Genomic DNA, 15770 nt, shown 5'->3' on the forward strand with positions numbered 1-15770 from the left:
AATACTTAAAAATAAACGACAAGAAATCCGGTTCTCTCAAAATTTGTTTTTTATTTGCCTCTGCACTCACCTTTCGCTATATTTGTAAACACAATATAGAACCGACTTAATTACAGTTATGGAAAACCGGAACATCACCACAAAGATAATCGTTTGTTCGTATGATGAGCTAAACGAAAAGGAGAAAAAGTTGATCGACGCCGCCAAAGAGGCAACAAACCGGTCTTATTCGCCCTACTCTCGCTTTCAAGTAGGTGCTGCCGCCTTATTATCGGGAGGAACCGTCATCACGGGAAGCAATCAGGAAAATGCCGCTTACCCGTCAGGGATTTGCGCGGAACGGACTACTCTATTCTATGCCAACTCTCAATATCCCGATTTGCCCGTAGAGGCGTTGGCGATCGCCGCTCAAACCGGCGGGGATTTCATCGACCACCCCACAGCACCCTGTGGAGCTTGCCGGCAGGTAATTCTCGAAACAGAGGAACGCTACAACCAGCCGATGCGCATTTATCTCTACGGCAAAAAAGAAATTTATATCGTAGAGTCCATACGGAGTCTGCTGCCTCTCTGCTTCGAGAAAAGCGATTTGCCGGAATAGGGTACGGAAAAATTTTGTATATTTCAAAATATAGAGGGCAATTAGGTATGAAAAATAGATTTGTTCATTTTATCTTGCCTTCTTCTTTTCCTATATTTGTAGAATATCGGATGCGGCTCGGCATAGTCAAACCGAAAATGAAATTTTCGTTTGCCTCTGCACTCACCTTTCACTATATTTGCAAAAGAACTTAGAAAATCTATATGGACAATTATATCGTTTCGGCACGAAAATACAGACCATCGACGTTCCGTTCGGTCGTAGGACAAAAAGCATTGACACAAACTCTGAAAAATGCGATCGACTCGAACAAACTCGCTCATGCTTATTTGTTTTGCGGCCCTCGCGGCGTAGGGAAAACTTCGTGTGCCCGTATTTTCGCTAAAACAATCAACTGTTTCCACCCGACCGAATCGGGAGAAGCCTGCAACGAATGCGAATCGTGCCGAGCTTTCAACGAACAACGTTCCTACAACATCATCGAGCTCGATGCCGCCTCGAACAACTCGGTGGACGATATACGCACGCTCATCGACCAAGTGAGGATACCGCCTCAAATAGGCAAATACAAAGTATTTATCATCGACGAGGTGCACATGCTGTCGGCTGCCGCTTTCAACGCTTTCTTGAAAACGCTGGAAGAACCGCCGCACCATGCTATTTTCATTCTGGCAACTACCGAGAAGCATAAAATATTGCCCACGATTCTGTCGAGATGCCAAGTGTACGACTTCCAACGGATTACCACTACCGACATAGCCGAACATCTACAATACGTGGCTTCACAAGAGGGTATCACCGCTGAACCGGAGGCCCTGAACATCATCGCCCAAAAAGCCGACGGCGGTATGCGAGATGCTCTCTCGGTATTCGACCAAGTCGTCAGTTTTTCGGGCGGACACATCACCTATAAATCGGTTATCGAAAACCTCAACGTACTGGATTACGAGTACTATTTCAGATTAGTGGATGCTTTTTTGCAAAACAACGTACCGCAGGCGTTGATGATATTCAAAGAAATACGGGACAACGGTTTCGAAGCCCAATTTTTCATCGGCGGACTGAGCCGTCATTTCCGCGATCTGCTGGTCAGTAAAGACCCGGTAACCCTCCCCTTGCTCGAAGTGAGCGAATCGGTGGCCAAACGCTATGGCGAACAAGCGGAAAAATGTACCTTACCTTTCTTATACCGTGCGATGGAACTAAGCAATCGTTGTGATCTCGACTATCGCATAAGCAACAACAAACAATTTTTGGTGGAGTTGACTTTAATACAGATTTGCCAAATCACAAATCCTGTTACTAGCGCTCCCGAAAATCCACCGTTGCAGAAGATAACGCCGGCTCCCAACGCCGGACAAACGGTAAGCCCAACGCCCCAGACACCAAACACCACGACCTCTCAACAAACGGCAGGAACCACCTCGGGAGTTACCCAGACTGCCGAACCTCAGGCTGCATACCGAGCCGCAACCATACGGCCTACAACTTTTAAACGGGATATTCCGGCAGCTTCGACGCAAACAAGAAAAGCGGCTCCCCCGACTCGTATCTCTATACATCAGAAACCGGCAGAATTTGTCGCAGAGGAAAACACATCGACCGTACAAACCGTACTCGATACACCATTCACAGCCGAAGCCCTTACCACAGCTTGGCTGGAATACGCCAAAACCATACCGACGGAAGTCGTGCTCGTCAATACGATGCAGAGTTGCCGCCCACAGCTCGTCAATCCCAAGAATTTCGTAGTGTCGGTCGATTCCCAAATTCAAGTGGACCACATCAACGAGCATTTCCACGAATTGATGTCTTTCCTACAAAATGCCTTGAAGAACAACCAGTTCTCCATGCAATTACGTATCAACCAACCGGGAGAGAAAGAAATTATTTTCAGTCCGAAAGATGTACTGATGAAGATGATCGAAAAGAATCCCGATATAAAAAACCTGTACGACACATTCGACCTCGAAATCGCTTGACCGTTTACGAGCAAAAGATACGGAAAGGAAAGAAAAAGGCAGCGGGACAACTCATGGAAAAATTAAAGTGGAATGCCATACTCATGCTTCACCTCGTCCATGACAAAGGTACTCATGAGCGACCCCATGCTCTCTATCGTACCTAATACATTGATAATAAACTCCTGATAATATTTCATATCGGGAGCATGGATTTTGAGCAGATAATCGTAATCGCCCGAAATGTTGTAACACTCGGTCACTTCCGGGATTTCCCGGACAATGCGGGTAAACTCGGCGGCTATGTCCCGATTGAGCCTACGGAGCTTGACGCTACAAAAGACGACGAAACCCCGATTGAGTTTCTCAGGATCGAGCACTGCCACATATTTTTTGATATATCCGTTGGCCTCCAAACGTTTCACCCGTTCAAAGACAGGTGTAGGCGACAAATTAACTTTTGCTGCCAATTCTTTGGTTGTCAAGCGAGAATTGTTTTGTAAGACTCGCAATATCTGCAAATCGGTTTTATCCAATATTTCCATAGAATAGTATTCTTTCGGGGAAGCCCCCAAGATTCCAAACAATATATTTGCTCTAATAATAACAGCAAATATAGTTATATTTTCCATATTTATAAAAATTCTTGTTCGATATATCTACAATATATAGCTTTGCACAGGATAAACAAATAGATATTTCAATAAAAAAACGAACGATAATGGCACAGAAAAAATTGCATTTCGAGACCTTGCAGCTTCATGTAGGACAGGAACAACCCGACCCCACAACCGATGCAAGAGCCGTCCCTATTTATCAAACGACTTCTTATGTATTCCATAATTCGGCTCATGCCGCCGCCCGATTCGAATTGAAAGATGCCGGCAATATCTATGGCAGATTAACCAACCCGACCCAAAATGTACTGGAAGAACGTCTCGCCGCACTGGAAGGCGGAGTGGCCGCCCTTGCCGTCGCTTCGGGCGCAGCCGCCGTCACTTACGCTTTTCAAAACATTACTTGTGCCGGCGACCATATTGTCGCTGCCAAGACGATCTATGGCGGGACCTATAATTTGCTGGATCATACCCTACCTGCTTACGGCGTGACGGCAACGTTTGTCGATCCTGCCGACTTGTCGAATTTCGAGAAAGCCATACGTCCGAACACGAAAGCTGTTTTTATCGAGACTCTGGGTAACCCCAACTCGAACATCATCGACATCGATGCCGTCGCCGAGATAGCCCACCGCCACAACATACCGCTCATTATCGACAACACGTTCGGTACGCCCTATCTGATACGCCCTATCGAACATGGAGCAGACATCGTCGTACACTCGGCGACGAAATTTATCGGAGGCCACGGCACATCGTTGGGAGGTATAATCGTCGATTCGGGCAAATTCGACTGGACGGCTTCGGGTAAATTTCCCCAGTTGAGCGACCCCGCCCCCAGTTATCACGGTATCCGATTCACCCAAGCCGCCGGAGCAGCCGCATACGTCACCCGCATACGCGCCGTTATCCTACGCGACACCGGAGCAGCCATCAGCCCCTTCAACGCATTCCTGCTTTTACAGGGATTGGAGACCCTCTCCCTGCGCGTGGAACGTCATGTAGAAAACGCCTTGAAAGTAGTGGACTTTTTGTCCCGACACCCGAAAGTAAAACGGGTAAACCACCCAGCTTTGCCCGACCACCCCGACCATGCATTGTACGAACGGTATTTCCCACAGGGAGCCGGTTCGATTTTCACTTTCGAGATAAAAGGGGGTACAGAAGAAGCCCATCGTTTCATCGACAACCTGAAAATCTTTTCACTGCTCGCCAATGTCGCCGACGTGAAATCGTTGGTCATTCACCCGGCTTCGACTACCCATTCTCAACTTACCGACCAAGAAAAAGAAGAACAGGAAATTTTCCCCGGCACGGTGCGCCTCTCCATAGGAACCGAACATATCGACGACCTCATCGACGATTTGAAACAAGCGTTGGAAAAAGTATAATTATAAATCAAAATCATAACGCGCCGAAACGTCCCTGCCCGATATACGGATAGGGACGTTTCAAGTTTTATATTGCCCCTTTTCACGGGAATCAATCACACACCTTCACTTAAAAACCGTTCTTATTTTTTTACGAGAAGCATCACACAAGCAATAAATATGTTATCTTTGTGGAAAAGCAAAAATATTCTATCCCATACAAAAGGGGATAAAAATGTCGCTTTAAGTTTTTGAAAACACAAATACCGTAATCGATTCTTCACAAACATATCCTCTTTTCGAGTTATGCCCGCTTTATATAGTTATCACAAAACACAGTTTAAAAATAATTTATTTTAGAATTTACCGATATGACAAAGAAATCAATCATTGCAATAGTCGCAGGGATAGTCTTTCCCCTTTACGCCATAGCCGGACAACCCTCAGCCCAAATTACTCACGGCCCCTATTTACAGAATCTGTCCGAAGATGAAGTAACAGTCGTGTGGACCACCGATAAGCCTTGCAAATCGTGGGTGGAATTTAGTAAAAAGGAAGCCGGGAAAAGTTTCTACTCCCAACCGCCACGAAAAGCCTATGCCTCACAAGACGGGTTATATTGTGTCGACACGCTGCACCGGGTGACGGTCAAAGGACTCGAAAAAAATACGACCTATTTTTACAGAGTATTGTCGCAAGAAGTGAAAGAATTGCGGGCCTACCGTCCTGTTATGGGTTCCGTAGTATCCACCGACATCTGGAAAAAACCGTTGACCTTCACAACTCTCGACAACCATCGAGAAACCCTGTCAATGGTTATGGTCAACGACATACATGGGAATAACGAATTGCAAAAGAAACTACTGGGTATAGCTCCGCCACAGGACTTCGACATGGTACTTTTCTGCGGAGACATGTGTAGCCACATCAACCGGCAAAGCGACATATTCACCAGCTTCCTCAACACCTCCATCGAGTTGTTCGCCGCCCAAAAGCCATTCGTGTACGCAAGAGGCAATCACGAAACCCGCGGAGCATATGCCCGCAACTTCTCCCGATACTTCGCCGGCTCCAACGGTAAATTCTATTATGCTTTCACCTATGGACCCGTTCGCTTCATCGTGTTGGACTGCGGTGAAGACAAACCTGACACCGATGTGGAATACTCTGGACTGATAGACTTCGACAGTTATATGCTCGAACAAAAGGATTGGCTGTCTCGGGAGATAGACAACCCAGAGTTCAAGAACGCCTCCTACCGTGTGGTTATCTCACATATGCCTTTCACGAAAGGCGGTTGGTACGGTTCCGAACGGCTGCGGGAACAACTACTGCCCTTATTGGAGCAAGCACAAATAGATTTAATGTTGAGCGGTCACGAGCACGCATTCGGATTCTCCGACAAAGGAAATGCGGCCTCCTTCCCCATCATCGTGAACTCGAACAACTCGGTATTGACCTTGTTTGCCTCGAACCATTCATTGAAAGTTCAAGTAAAACAGGAAGACGGAAAAATCCTGTTAGAAAAAGAATTTCAGAAACAATAAATAATACAATCGTATAAATCAAACAGCCGGGGAAAATTTCCCGGCTGTTTGATTTACGTAACAGAACCTTTATTGCTGATTGAGCAAAAAGTGCTTGAAAGCGTTGAAGCCGACCGGCATAAGGATACTTTGTTTTTCTCCCCGCATAAAGACTTGCAGTTTTTCGGGAACCGAAATCGTCCCGCCAATAGCGGATTCGACCGTTTCGAGAAATTTAGCCGGATGTGCCGTTTCGAGACAGATCCCAGTCTCACCGGGCTGTAATCCGTCGACTAACGCCTGATAGCCACAAGCTCCATGAGGATCGAGCAAGTATCGTTCGTTACGGAAAGTTTCGCTCATCGTTCGACGAATCTGTTCATCGGTGTAACTTACCCCGCTTACCTCGGCACAAATCGCATCGTGCGAGCCTCCGTACAAATCGAGTATTCGCGCGAAATTACTGGGATCACCTACGTCCATCGCATTAGCGATAGTGGCGACCGAAGGCCGCGGCGTATAAACTCCCGTATGCAGGTATTGCAAAAATACATCGTTGCGGTTGTTGGCCGCAATGAACCGTTTCACAGGCAGTCCCATGCGTTTAGCCATCAAACCGGCAGTAATATTGCCGAAATTTCCGCTGGGCACACTGAACACGACTTCTTCGGGCTTCCCGACTAACCCGCACAACTGCGCATAGGCGTAAAAATAATAGAACGACTGGGGCAGGAAACGGGCCACGTTGATGGAATTGGCAGAGGTAAGATAGAGTTTCTCGTTCAGCTCCTTATCCATAAAGGCATTCTTCACCAATGCCTGACAGTCATCGAATGTACCGCTCACTTCCAATGCCGTAATGTTGCGACCGAGTGTGGTAAACTGCTTTTCCTGTATCTCGCTGACTTTCCCTTGCGGGTAAAGCACGAATACTTTTACACCCGGAACATCTAAAAATCCATTTGCCACGGCACTGCCCGTATCGCCAGATGTAGCTACCAACACATTGACCTGCCGCTCGCCCTCCTGTTTATTGAAATAGGCGAGTAACCGAGCCATGAAGCGCGCCCCCACATCTTTAAATGCCAACGTGGGTCCGTGAAAAAGTTCCAAACTATACCGGTTATCGGCCACCTGCACCAACGGAATATCGAAGTTGAGCGTCTCGTCGACAATCTCTTTCAATTTACCGGCTTCCACATCTTCCCCGAAAAAGGCCTCGGCCACGACAAAAGAAATTTCGCGCAGGGTCATCTCTTTCATATTTTGGTAAAATGCCGGGGGAAACCGGCGAATCACCTCAGGCATGAAAAGCCCCCTATCTGCTGCCAATCCTCTCACCACTGCTTCGCAGAGGGAAACCGGCGAAGTTTTTCTATTCGTACTGTAAAATTGCATCGCTCTTTTCTATTTTAATTTTTCCGAAAGAACTCTTTTATAAACTGCTCTCCTACCAGCACCCCATAAGCGCCGCCGGCTACATCGGACTCGCTGTACCGGGCGACTCCGTCGGGCTCCACCCCAGATTTGTAAATCACAAACGGGACAGGCTCGGCCGTGTGAGTGCGCAACCGGCAAGGGGTGGGATGATCCGGCAACAAGGCTATCGTCACCGAATCGCTCATTCGAGATACGGCATCGATGAGCGGTTTTAAAACCCGATGATCGAGATATTCAACCGTGCGAACTTTCAAATCGACATCGCCTTCATGCCCGGCCTCATCACTGGCTTCAATATGCAAATATACAAAATCGTGCGTATGTAATGCCTCGATCGCCGCTTGAACTTTACCCTCGTAATTGGTATCATACAAACCGGTCGCTCCCTCGACTTCGACAGGCCGCAGACCGGCATATACCCCGATACCCCGAATGAGGTCTACCGCCGAAATGACAACGCCGCTCTTTATCCCATAACGCTCGGCCAGTGTCTCCATGCGGGGCTTATAACCGGGTGACCACGGCCAGATGCTGTTCGCCGGGTCTTTACCCTTGGCGACACGCTTCCGATTGACTGGATGCAACGGCAGAATCTGTTGCGAACGCAATATCAACTCGTTCAGACGATCGGCTGTCGGAACGGCTTCGGGAACGAGGGGACGAACCATTACCTCACGAAAAAGCGTACCGGGAACATCGTGCGGAGGGGTACAGTCGACTCGCTTGTCTCCGCCTTTCAACTTCAACAGATGCCGATACGAAACGCCTCGAAAGAAGTTGGCATCCTCACCTCCCAATTCTTTTTGTAAAAAATCAATTAATTCGGCAGCTTCGGCCGTAGAGATATGTCCGGCCGAATGATTCTTGATACGACCGTTTTCGATACAGACGAGATTACAGCGCATCGCCATCTCGCCCGACTCTATATCGACTCCCATACTCGCCGCTTCCAACGAGCCTCGACCCTCGAACACCCGGTCGAGGTCGTAACCCAATACCGACAAATTGGCGATTTCGCTACCGGGATGATAACCATCGGGGACTGTCTTCAACAAACCGCAACGACCATGAGCTGCCAACCAGTCCATAGCCGGAGTATCGGCCGCCTGCAAAGGCGTTCGCCCACCCAATTCCCCGATGGGTTCGTCGGCCATACCGTCGCCCAAAACAATGATATATTTCATAGGCTCTTTGTTTTTTATTTATTCTCATATATCTGCGACAGTCTCCCATTGTCGTTCCACTCGCCGTACATTTTGTTTCGACAAGTAAACCGGATAAATTTGTCCAAACGTCGCCAATACAAATCCGAATTATTTCTTTTCATTTGTATATTTCCTATTTTCACCCGCTTATAAAGCTCCGGAAACCGAGAGAAATTGTCCATCGCCACAGGGTGTTTCCGCAGCTCTTCGACGATAATATCGTCTATCGTAAATTCCGTTTCAAGCAAATAGGGAAAAACCGCCCTTCCCGCATCGGTCATCGTCCCTTCCCGTTCGAGATACCTGAAACGAGCCTTGTTGAGCTCGGTCCAATTGCTTCCTTTTTTACGGGGAGTGAGCCGTTGCAACATCTTGTCGCCGACCCGCTTGCAGGTAGAATCGATCCAGCCGAAACATAGCGCCTCATAGACAACGTCCAAATAGGGTAACCCGCAAGTGTGCACCCGATCGGAACGGCAACACACTATCCAGACTTCATCGCAAGAGTCGTGATTCTCGCTCAGCCAAGCCCGCAGCTGCTCTCTGGAACCGACATTCAACTCATTACTTATTTCCATGCTTCGCACTCGTTATAACCCTTATCGAATGTTGGCAATACCGATAATATCGGCAAAGACACCGGCGGCTGTAACTTCGGCTCCCGCACCATATCCTTTGATGACCATAGGATATTCCCGATAACGCTCGGTAGTCAGCAATATGACATTGTTACTCCCTTCGAGATGGAAGAACGGATGAGCCGAATCGATTTCACGCAACCCCACCTCAACATCGCCGTGGTCGAGCGTGGCGACGAAACGGAGAACTTTACCCCGATCGGCGACTTGTCTACGATACTGTTCGAACTCGGCATCGTATTGCGGTATCGCTTTCCAAAAATCAGCAAGGGAACCTTTGAAATAGTCGTCGGGGATAAAGAGCTTTTTTTTCACATCGCTCTGCTCTACCCTGTATCCGGCCTCGCGCGCCAAAATCACCAACTTGCGGATAACGTCCTGTCCGCATAAATCGATACGAGGATCGGGCTCGCTGTATCCGGCTTCCTGCGCCATACGCACAGCCCGGCTCAACGGGACATCGGCTCCCACCACATTGAAAATATAATTGAGCGTACCGGAAACCACTGCCTCGATTTTCAAGATCTTATCGCCACTGTTGATGAGGTTGTTAATCGTGTTGATAATGGGTAACCCCGCCCCAACGTTCGTCTCGAAAAGGTACTTCACATCACGCTTGCGAGCAGTCTGCTTCAATTCCCGATAAGAATCGTACGATCCCGAAGCGGCTATCTTATTGGATGCCACTACCGACACGTTGTGGTCGAGCAAAGTCTTATAAAGCGCGGCTATATCGGGACTTGCCGTACAGTCGACAAACACCGAATTGAAGATATTCATTTTGATAATTTCGTCCTTGATTTTTTCGGGCGAAGCAACCATTTCGGAACGATCGAGCAGCTCTTGACAATGCTCGACGTCAATACCCTCCCTATCGAAAAGGCACTTACGCGAGTTGGCAATACCCACTAACCGGAGCTGCAAAGCCTTCGTTTCGAGCAACCGTTGCTGTTGCTTACTGATTTGTTGCAACAAGTCCTTACCTACCGTACCCACACCTACGACAAAAAGATTGAGCACTTGCGACTCGGAGAGGAAGAAAGAATCATGTATGACGTTGAGCGCTTTACGCAGGCTGCCAAGTGCAATCACAAAAGATATATTGGTTTCAGAAGCCCCCTGCGCACAAGCTATCACGTTGATACCGTTGCGCCCCAAAACGTTGAACAGTTTTCCGGCAATACCGGGCGTATGCTTCATATTCTCGCCCACGATAGCTACGGTGGCAAGATCTTTCTCGGCTTCGATCGCACTAATTTCACCAACGGCCATATCGTGGCGGAACTCTTCGCGCAATACTTTCACCGCCAACTCGGCATCGGCATTGCGCACGGCAAATGTCGTATTGTTTTCGGACGATGCCTGCGACACCAAAAAGACACTGATACCCGACTTTGCCAGCCGGTTGAATATACGTGAATTGATACCGATGACACCCACCATGCCCATACCCGACAAAGTAATGAGACACGTGTCGTTGATAGACGAAATACCCTTGATAGCCTTCCCTTCGGCATGCGAATTGTCCTCGGAAATGAGGGTTCCGGGAGCCGAAGGATTAAAAGTATTCTTAATGAATATAGGTATATTTTTGTGAAATACCGGATAAATGGTCGGAGGATAAATAACCTTCGCACCGAAGTTGCACAATTCCATCGCTTCGACAAACGACAACCGCTCGATGACATAAGCCGTATTGATTACCCGGGGGTCGGCTGTCATGAAGCCATCGACATCGGTCCAGATTTCGAGCTGCGAGGCATCGAGAGCGGTAGCCAAGATAGCTGCCGTATAATCCGATCCTCCACGCCCCAGATTGGTGACATCGCCATTGCTCTTGTCAGAGGCGATGAATCCCGGAACGACGGCTATACGAGGCAATGGATTAAAACCGGCTTTCACCAATCGGTTGGTCTCCTCGAAATCGACAATGTGTTTACCACACTGCATCTGCGTCTTGATGAACCGACGGGAATCGTAATGCTCGGCCCCGTCGATAACCCGGCTGACAATCAACGAGGAGAGACGCTCGCCGTAGCTGACAATCGTGTCGAGGGTCTTTACCGACAAATCTTTAATGAGAGACACGCCTTTGAAAATATTTCCCAATTCATCGAGCAATGGCTCTACGAGCGACAGAAGTTCGTCTCTCTTATGCGAATCGACAGCGCCATGTATCATGGCAATGTGCCTATCTACGATTTCACGAAAACCGTGTTCATAAGCATTACCGCCTTCCACTGCGATTTTGGCCGTACCAATGAGTTTATCGGTTATTCCCCCCAGCGCCGAAACCACTACAATAACAGGCTCCCGACAACTCTCGACTATATGTTTGACACTCGACATGCTCTCTACCGAGCCGACCGACGTGCCTCCGAATTTCAATACTTTCATATCTAGTGAATTTCTATCGGTGTTACCTTCCCCAACCTATGGGGAATCATACACAAAGTTACAAAACTTAGTTAAAAGCCATACCCAATTACGGTAAATCGAAATAATGAAATAACGTCCTCCCCCCCTAAGGGGTAGTACCCATAGCCGCAACCCCGAAGAAAAAACATGTTCTATATCGTAACCTTGTCATCAATATTATTATCTTTAAATCCTCTCAAACATGCAACAACCGAGGAATACAACCAAACTCTATCGACTGCCGCCCGATGTCATCTATTTTCTCTTTTATTGCAAAAGTAATCTATTTTTTATTTTTTGAATAAAAACAAGCACAAAATGATTTATAAAAATATCATTTCTTTTACAATTTTGTATTTTACAGACGTTTTTAAACGGCATTTTGAAAATATCTTTTTGCCACATGAAAAGGGAGGTAGTCGATAATAGGGAATATTTTGCCAAACAAAATGATATTTTCCCCCGCAAATGACTATTTTTGTACAACCAAACAAAAAATGTGGCATACCCGACGCAACCGAATCCTATTCGTTTCAGTCCGTATTCACTACTTTTTGTAAAGAAATAAATCATTGATGTATGCCTGAAAATATAACATCGGTCCTTATCATTTACACCGGCGGAACTATCGGAATGGTAGAAAACAGCAAAACCGGAAGCCTCGAACCTTTTAATTTTCACCACCTTCTCGATAAAGTTCCCGAATTGCGACAACTTGGGTTCTCTATCTCGACGGTACAATTCGAGCCCCCCATCGACTCGTCGGAAATAGAACCGGACTCGTGGGTAAAACTGGTACACATCATCGCCGACAATTACGACTTATTCGATGGATTTGTCGTCTTGCACGGAACCGACACGATGGCATACACAGCATCGGCTCTCAGTTTCATGCTCGAAAATCTGAACAAACCGGTTATTCTCACCGGCTCGCAACTTCCCATCGGCATGTTGAGAACCGACGGCAAAGAAAACCTGATTACCGCCATCGAAATAGCTGCCGCCAAAAATACCAACGGCGAACCTCTGGTCCCGGAAGTGTGTATCTTTTTCGGCAACCATCTGCTGAGAGGAAACCGTACAACTAAAATAAGTGCCGAAAGTTTCAGCGCATTCGTATCGACCAACTATCCTCCGTTGGCACAGGCGGGGGTACACATTCACTACGACGAAAACCAAATCGCCCGCACCACATCGAAACCTCTGCGTCCGCACTATTTGATGAATACCAACATCGTAGTACTGAAACTGTTCCCCGGCATATCGGAACAAACCGTGCGCTCCATTCTAAACATTCCGGGATTGAAAGGTGTCGTGCTCGAAACGTTCGGATCGGGAAACGCTCCCGTGAAGGAGTGGTTCCTCAACTTACTGAAAGAGGCCGTGGACAAAGGCATCGTTATCGTCAATGTGAGCCAATGTATGGGAGGAAGCGTACAAATGAGCCGATACGGAACCGGTTGCAAACTTGAAGACGTGGGCGTAGTGAGCGGCTATGACAGTACAACCGAAGCCGTACTTACCAAACTTATGTTCCTGTTCGGTCACCGCTATTCCGCCAAAGTCGTAAAAGAAAATATGAATCGCTCGCTAAACGGGGAAATCACATTGACCTTGCATAATTAGGCCAAGTAAAAAACACCGAGACACAAGACAACCGAATCAAAAAGAAGCAACAATCATCGGCAATCGGTTTCAAGAAAACCGTTCGAATTTTTTGGACATAACAATAATTATGAACGGTATGGCAAGAGCGATAAGTAGCAACACACAGGTACTCAGCTCTATGATTTGCGCCACAGACAGCGTAATATAGAGAAAGAGCAGCATAACGAGGTTCTTGATATGACCTATCATACCCGACATGAGTTTGTATGCACCTGCCTTATCGGTTATTTTGCAGGGATAGTTATACCATTGAGGCCGACGTTGCAAAAGGGTGAGTAATCCATACAACGCCAAAGCGATGACAGGAAGAAGAACGATCGTCCACGTGTCGCCCCACGAATCTATCTCGCCCCGGACATTCCAGTGCAGAGGGACTTCTTCCTTTCCTTCGGTCATTACCCGAATGGCTACTCCAAAAGAAATCATAAGGAAGAGTATCGAGGGTATTTCTTTTATCTGCTTTTTCATGGCTTCAAGAGATTATTCTACCGCTCTATCTTTTCCCGCATTCCGGACGTTGCCCAATAATCTATCCGGGTAGTATCGCTACCGTTTTGATAGAGAAACAGAGCCTCGACCCCCGGCAAAGAATCGACCAATGCCTTACTGCGTTCCAATCCCATAACCATAAAAGCGGTAGCATATGCATCGGCAGTCATACAGTCGGGAGCCATTACCGTCGCACTCAACAACGTGTGTTGTACCGGATAACCTGTTACGGGATCTATCGTATGTGCAATCCGTTTTCCGTCCACCATACGATAATTGCGATAATTACCCGATGTAGCCAATCCGACATCGGTTATCTGCACGATTTCTTCGATCGTTCCGGCTTCACCATCGGCAATAGTGGGACGGTTCACCCCCACCCGCCACATTTTTCCTTCCGGATTTTTCCCACGGGCGAATACCTCGCCGCCTATTTCGACCATAAAATCATCGATTCCCTTATCGGTCAACAACTGTCCTATCACATCGCAGGCATATCCTTTGGCTATGGCCGAAAAATTGAGAGTAACACAAGTATCGGACTTTAATATCCGATGATTTTCAAGAGTCAATTTATTCATACCCACTTGCCTCAACAGGCTATCGACCTGAACAGAATCGGGAATAACCCCTTTTTTAAAACCGAATCCCCATGCATTGACAAGCGGAGATACGGTAGGGTCGAACGTCCCACCCGTGCGTGTGTATATACGCTGCGAAGCATTGAACACATGCTCGAACCACCGGTCGGTCTCGACCGGTTCGTTGCGATTAATCCGCGAAATAATAGAAGTATCGTTAAACGGAGAGAGCGAAGCGTCGAATTGCAACAACCGGTTCTTGATTTCTTCGGACAACGATTCGGGATATTTATAGGTTATGTGGTAAAAAGTGCCGAATATCAGCCCCTCGTCATATCGATATGTGTTCTTGCCACAACGACGTATGGTACTTGTCGACAGAAACACGACCAAAAACAGAACGACCGCCCACCACGAACGAGCATATCTTTTATCCATAACCTCCTAAAAAAACAAATGTTCCAACAAGATTTTCACGCCTATCCCTATCAAGATAACTCCCCCGACGACCTCGGCAAAGTTATGTATACGGCGACCGAACTGACGACCGATATAAACCCCGACCAAAGAAAAGGCAAATGTGACACCGGCAATAACTATCGTGGGCGCAATCATCGTCATGTTGAGAAACGCAAACGAAATACCCACGGCCAAAGCATCGATACTCGTAGCCAACGAAAGACCCACCAACGTGCGCGTATCGGCAGGATCGATGCAACAGGGTTCGGACTCTCCTTTCCGGAGCCAGCCTTCATAAATCATTTTCATTCCCAAAAAGAGTAAAACGCCGAATGCTACCCAATGATCGTAGGCTTCTATATAATTCTTAAACCCAATGCCCAAAAACCAACCGATAAGCGGCATAGCTCCCTGAAAAACCGCCATAAAAGCGGCTATCTTCAAAACACGGGATAACGTAAAAGGCTTCAAAAGGACACCCGATGTCAACGACACGGCAAAGCTGTCCATGCATAACCCGACAGCCAAAACAAAAAGCTCGAATAATGACACTTGTTATTTGATTATGTTTCGGCGCAAAGTTATCGAAAAACAGCGGAATAATCGAAGAAAAATCGGCAATATCTCTATTTCAATATATTTTAGATTTTCGGCGGCTCGATACAACCATTTGAAGAATAAACTTTTAGCGAATTATTTGAAAATCAAAGACAATAATTTATTAACAAGTTGAATTTCAGACACTTGAAATACAATACTATTCAATAATTCTTTCTAATATAGAATTAAAATAATTG

At 47.0% G+C, this 15770-nt stretch carries 13 protein-coding genes; 5 read left to right on the plus strand and 8 right to left on the minus strand.

Annotation, left to right across the window (positions count from 1 at the left end; genetic code table 11):
- Positions 1–118 precede the first annotated feature (118 nt).
- The gene (cdd, locus tag NBH06_RS03060; RefSeq protein ID WP_250792731.1) at positions 119–601 is read left to right on the plus strand and encodes a cytidine deaminase; all 483 of its coding nucleotides are present in this window, start codon (positions 119–121) and stop codon (positions 599–601) included.
- 203 nt (positions 602–804) lie between these two features.
- Positions 805–2583: a DNA polymerase III subunit gamma/tau gene (locus NBH06_RS03065; RefSeq protein ID WP_250792733.1), complete on the plus strand. Its 1779-nt coding sequence runs from the start codon at positions 805–807 to the stop codon at positions 2581–2583.
- 62 nt (positions 2584–2645) lie between these two features.
- Here the strand turns inward: NBH06_RS03065 and NBH06_RS03070 are convergent, their stop codons facing one another.
- Positions 2646–3107: an Lrp/AsnC family transcriptional regulator gene (locus tag NBH06_RS03070; protein ID WP_250792735.1), complete on the minus strand. Its 462-nt coding sequence runs from the start codon at positions 3105–3107 to the stop codon at positions 2646–2648.
- Positions 3108–3283: 176 nt separating this feature from the next.
- Between NBH06_RS03070 and NBH06_RS03075 the strand changes: the two genes are divergently transcribed.
- On the plus strand, positions 3284–4570 hold the full coding sequence (locus NBH06_RS03075; RefSeq protein ID WP_250792738.1) for an O-acetylhomoserine aminocarboxypropyltransferase/cysteine synthase family protein: 1287 nt from the start codon (positions 3284–3286) through the stop codon (positions 4568–4570).
- 350 nt (positions 4571–4920) lie between these two features.
- Entirely contained in the window at positions 4921–6096 is a 1176-nt protein-coding gene (locus NBH06_RS03080; RefSeq protein ID WP_250792740.1) for a purple acid phosphatase family protein, read from the plus strand.
- A 69-nt stretch (positions 6097–6165) separates the two neighbouring features.
- Here NBH06_RS03080 and thrC read toward each other — a convergent pair whose 3' ends face one another.
- From thrC to thrA, 4 genes are read right to left on the minus strand one after another with little or no spacing between them, the layout of a single operon-like run.
- Positions 6166–7473 carry a threonine synthase gene (gene thrC / locus NBH06_RS03085; RefSeq protein WP_250792742.1) on the minus strand — a complete coding sequence of 436 codons (1308 nt, stop codon included), beginning with the start codon at positions 7471–7473 and terminating at the stop codon, positions 6166–6168.
- Positions 7474–7487: 14 nt separating this feature from the next.
- Positions 7488–8699, minus strand: coding sequence for a cofactor-independent phosphoglycerate mutase (locus NBH06_RS03090; protein WP_250792744.1), 1212 nt, complete (start codon positions 8697–8699; stop codon positions 7488–7490).
- A 14-nt stretch (positions 8700–8713) separates the two neighbouring features.
- Complete coding sequence (locus tag NBH06_RS03095; protein WP_250792746.1) at positions 8714–9298, minus strand: YdeI/OmpD-associated family protein; 585 nt, start codon at positions 9296–9298, stop codon at positions 8714–8716.
- Positions 9299–9319: 21 nt separating this feature from the next.
- Positions 9320–11755, minus strand: a complete 2436-nt coding sequence (gene thrA, locus NBH06_RS03100) for a bifunctional aspartate kinase/homoserine dehydrogenase I (protein WP_046411821.1) — start codon at positions 11753–11755, stop codon at positions 9320–9322.
- Between the two features lie 600 nt (positions 11756–12355).
- Between thrA and NBH06_RS03105 the strand changes: the two genes are divergently transcribed.
- A complete protein-coding gene (locus NBH06_RS03105) occupies positions 12356–13402 on the plus strand; it encodes an asparaginase (protein ID WP_250792748.1) in 1047 nt (348 codons plus the stop codon).
- 69 nt (positions 13403–13471) lie between these two features.
- Here NBH06_RS03105 and NBH06_RS03110 read toward each other — a convergent pair whose 3' ends face one another.
- From NBH06_RS03110 to NBH06_RS03120, 3 genes are read right to left on the minus strand one after another with little or no spacing between them, the layout of a single operon-like run.
- Positions 13472–13912 (minus strand): DUF1648 domain-containing protein, encoded by a 441-nt coding sequence (locus tag NBH06_RS03110; RefSeq protein ID WP_250792750.1) that lies wholly within the window; start codon positions 13910–13912, stop codon positions 13472–13474.
- A 17-nt stretch (positions 13913–13929) separates the two neighbouring features.
- The gene (locus NBH06_RS03115; protein WP_250792751.1) at positions 13930–14952 is read right to left on the minus strand and encodes an FAD:protein FMN transferase; all 1023 of its coding nucleotides are present in this window, start codon (positions 14950–14952) and stop codon (positions 13930–13932) included.
- A 6-nt stretch (positions 14953–14958) separates the two neighbouring features.
- Entirely contained in the window at positions 14959–15525 is a 567-nt protein-coding gene (locus tag NBH06_RS03120) for a manganese efflux pump MntP (RefSeq protein ID WP_155012039.1), read from the minus strand.
- Between the last annotated feature and the right edge of the window lie 245 nt (positions 15526–15770).

It is taken from the genome of Barnesiella sp. B2-R-119 (genome assembly GCF_023656675.1).
Lineage (GTDB): Bacteria > Bacteroidota > Bacteroidia > Bacteroidales > Barnesiellaceae > Barnesiella > Barnesiella intestinihominis.

Bases quoted from the DNA above. Each gene is read 5' to 3' on its own strand.
- NBH06_RS03110 (WP_250792750.1), bottom strand. From the start codon at position 13,912: ATGAAAAAGCAGATAAAAGAAATACCCTCGATACTCTTCCTTATGATT.
- NBH06_RS03070 (WP_250792735.1), bottom strand. From the start codon at position 3,107: ATGGAAATATTGGATAAAACCGATTTGCAGATATTGCGAGTCTTACAA.
- NBH06_RS03065 (WP_250792733.1), top strand. From the start codon at position 805: ATGGACAATTATATCGTTTCGGCACGAAAATACAGACCATCGACGTTC.
- thrC (WP_250792742.1), bottom strand. From the start codon at position 7,473: ATGCAATTTTACAGTACGAATAGAAAAACTTCGCCGGTTTCCCTCTGC.
- thrA (WP_046411821.1), bottom strand. From the start codon at position 11,755: ATGAAAGTATTGAAATTCGGAGGCACGTCGGTCGGCTCGGTAGAGAGC.
- NBH06_RS03080 (WP_250792740.1), top strand. From the start codon at position 4,921: ATGACAAAGAAATCAATCATTGCAATAGTCGCAGGGATAGTCTTTCCC.
- NBH06_RS03075 (WP_250792738.1), top strand. From the start codon at position 3,284: ATGGCACAGAAAAAATTGCATTTCGAGACCTTGCAGCTTCATGTAGGA.
- NBH06_RS03105 (WP_250792748.1), top strand. From the start codon at position 12,356: ATGCCTGAAAATATAACATCGGTCCTTATCATTTACACCGGCGGAACT.
- NBH06_RS03095 (WP_250792746.1), bottom strand. From the start codon at position 9,298: ATGGAAATAAGTAATGAGTTGAATGTCGGTTCCAGAGAGCAGCTGCGG.
- NBH06_RS03090 (WP_250792744.1), bottom strand. From the start codon at position 8,699: ATGAAATATATCATTGTTTTGGGCGACGGTATGGCCGACGAACCCATC.
- cdd (WP_250792731.1), top strand. From the start codon at position 119: ATGGAAAACCGGAACATCACCACAAAGATAATCGTTTGTTCGTATGAT.
- NBH06_RS03115 (WP_250792751.1), bottom strand. From the start codon at position 14,952: ATGGATAAAAGATATGCTCGTTCGTGGTGGGCGGTCGTTCTGTTTTTG.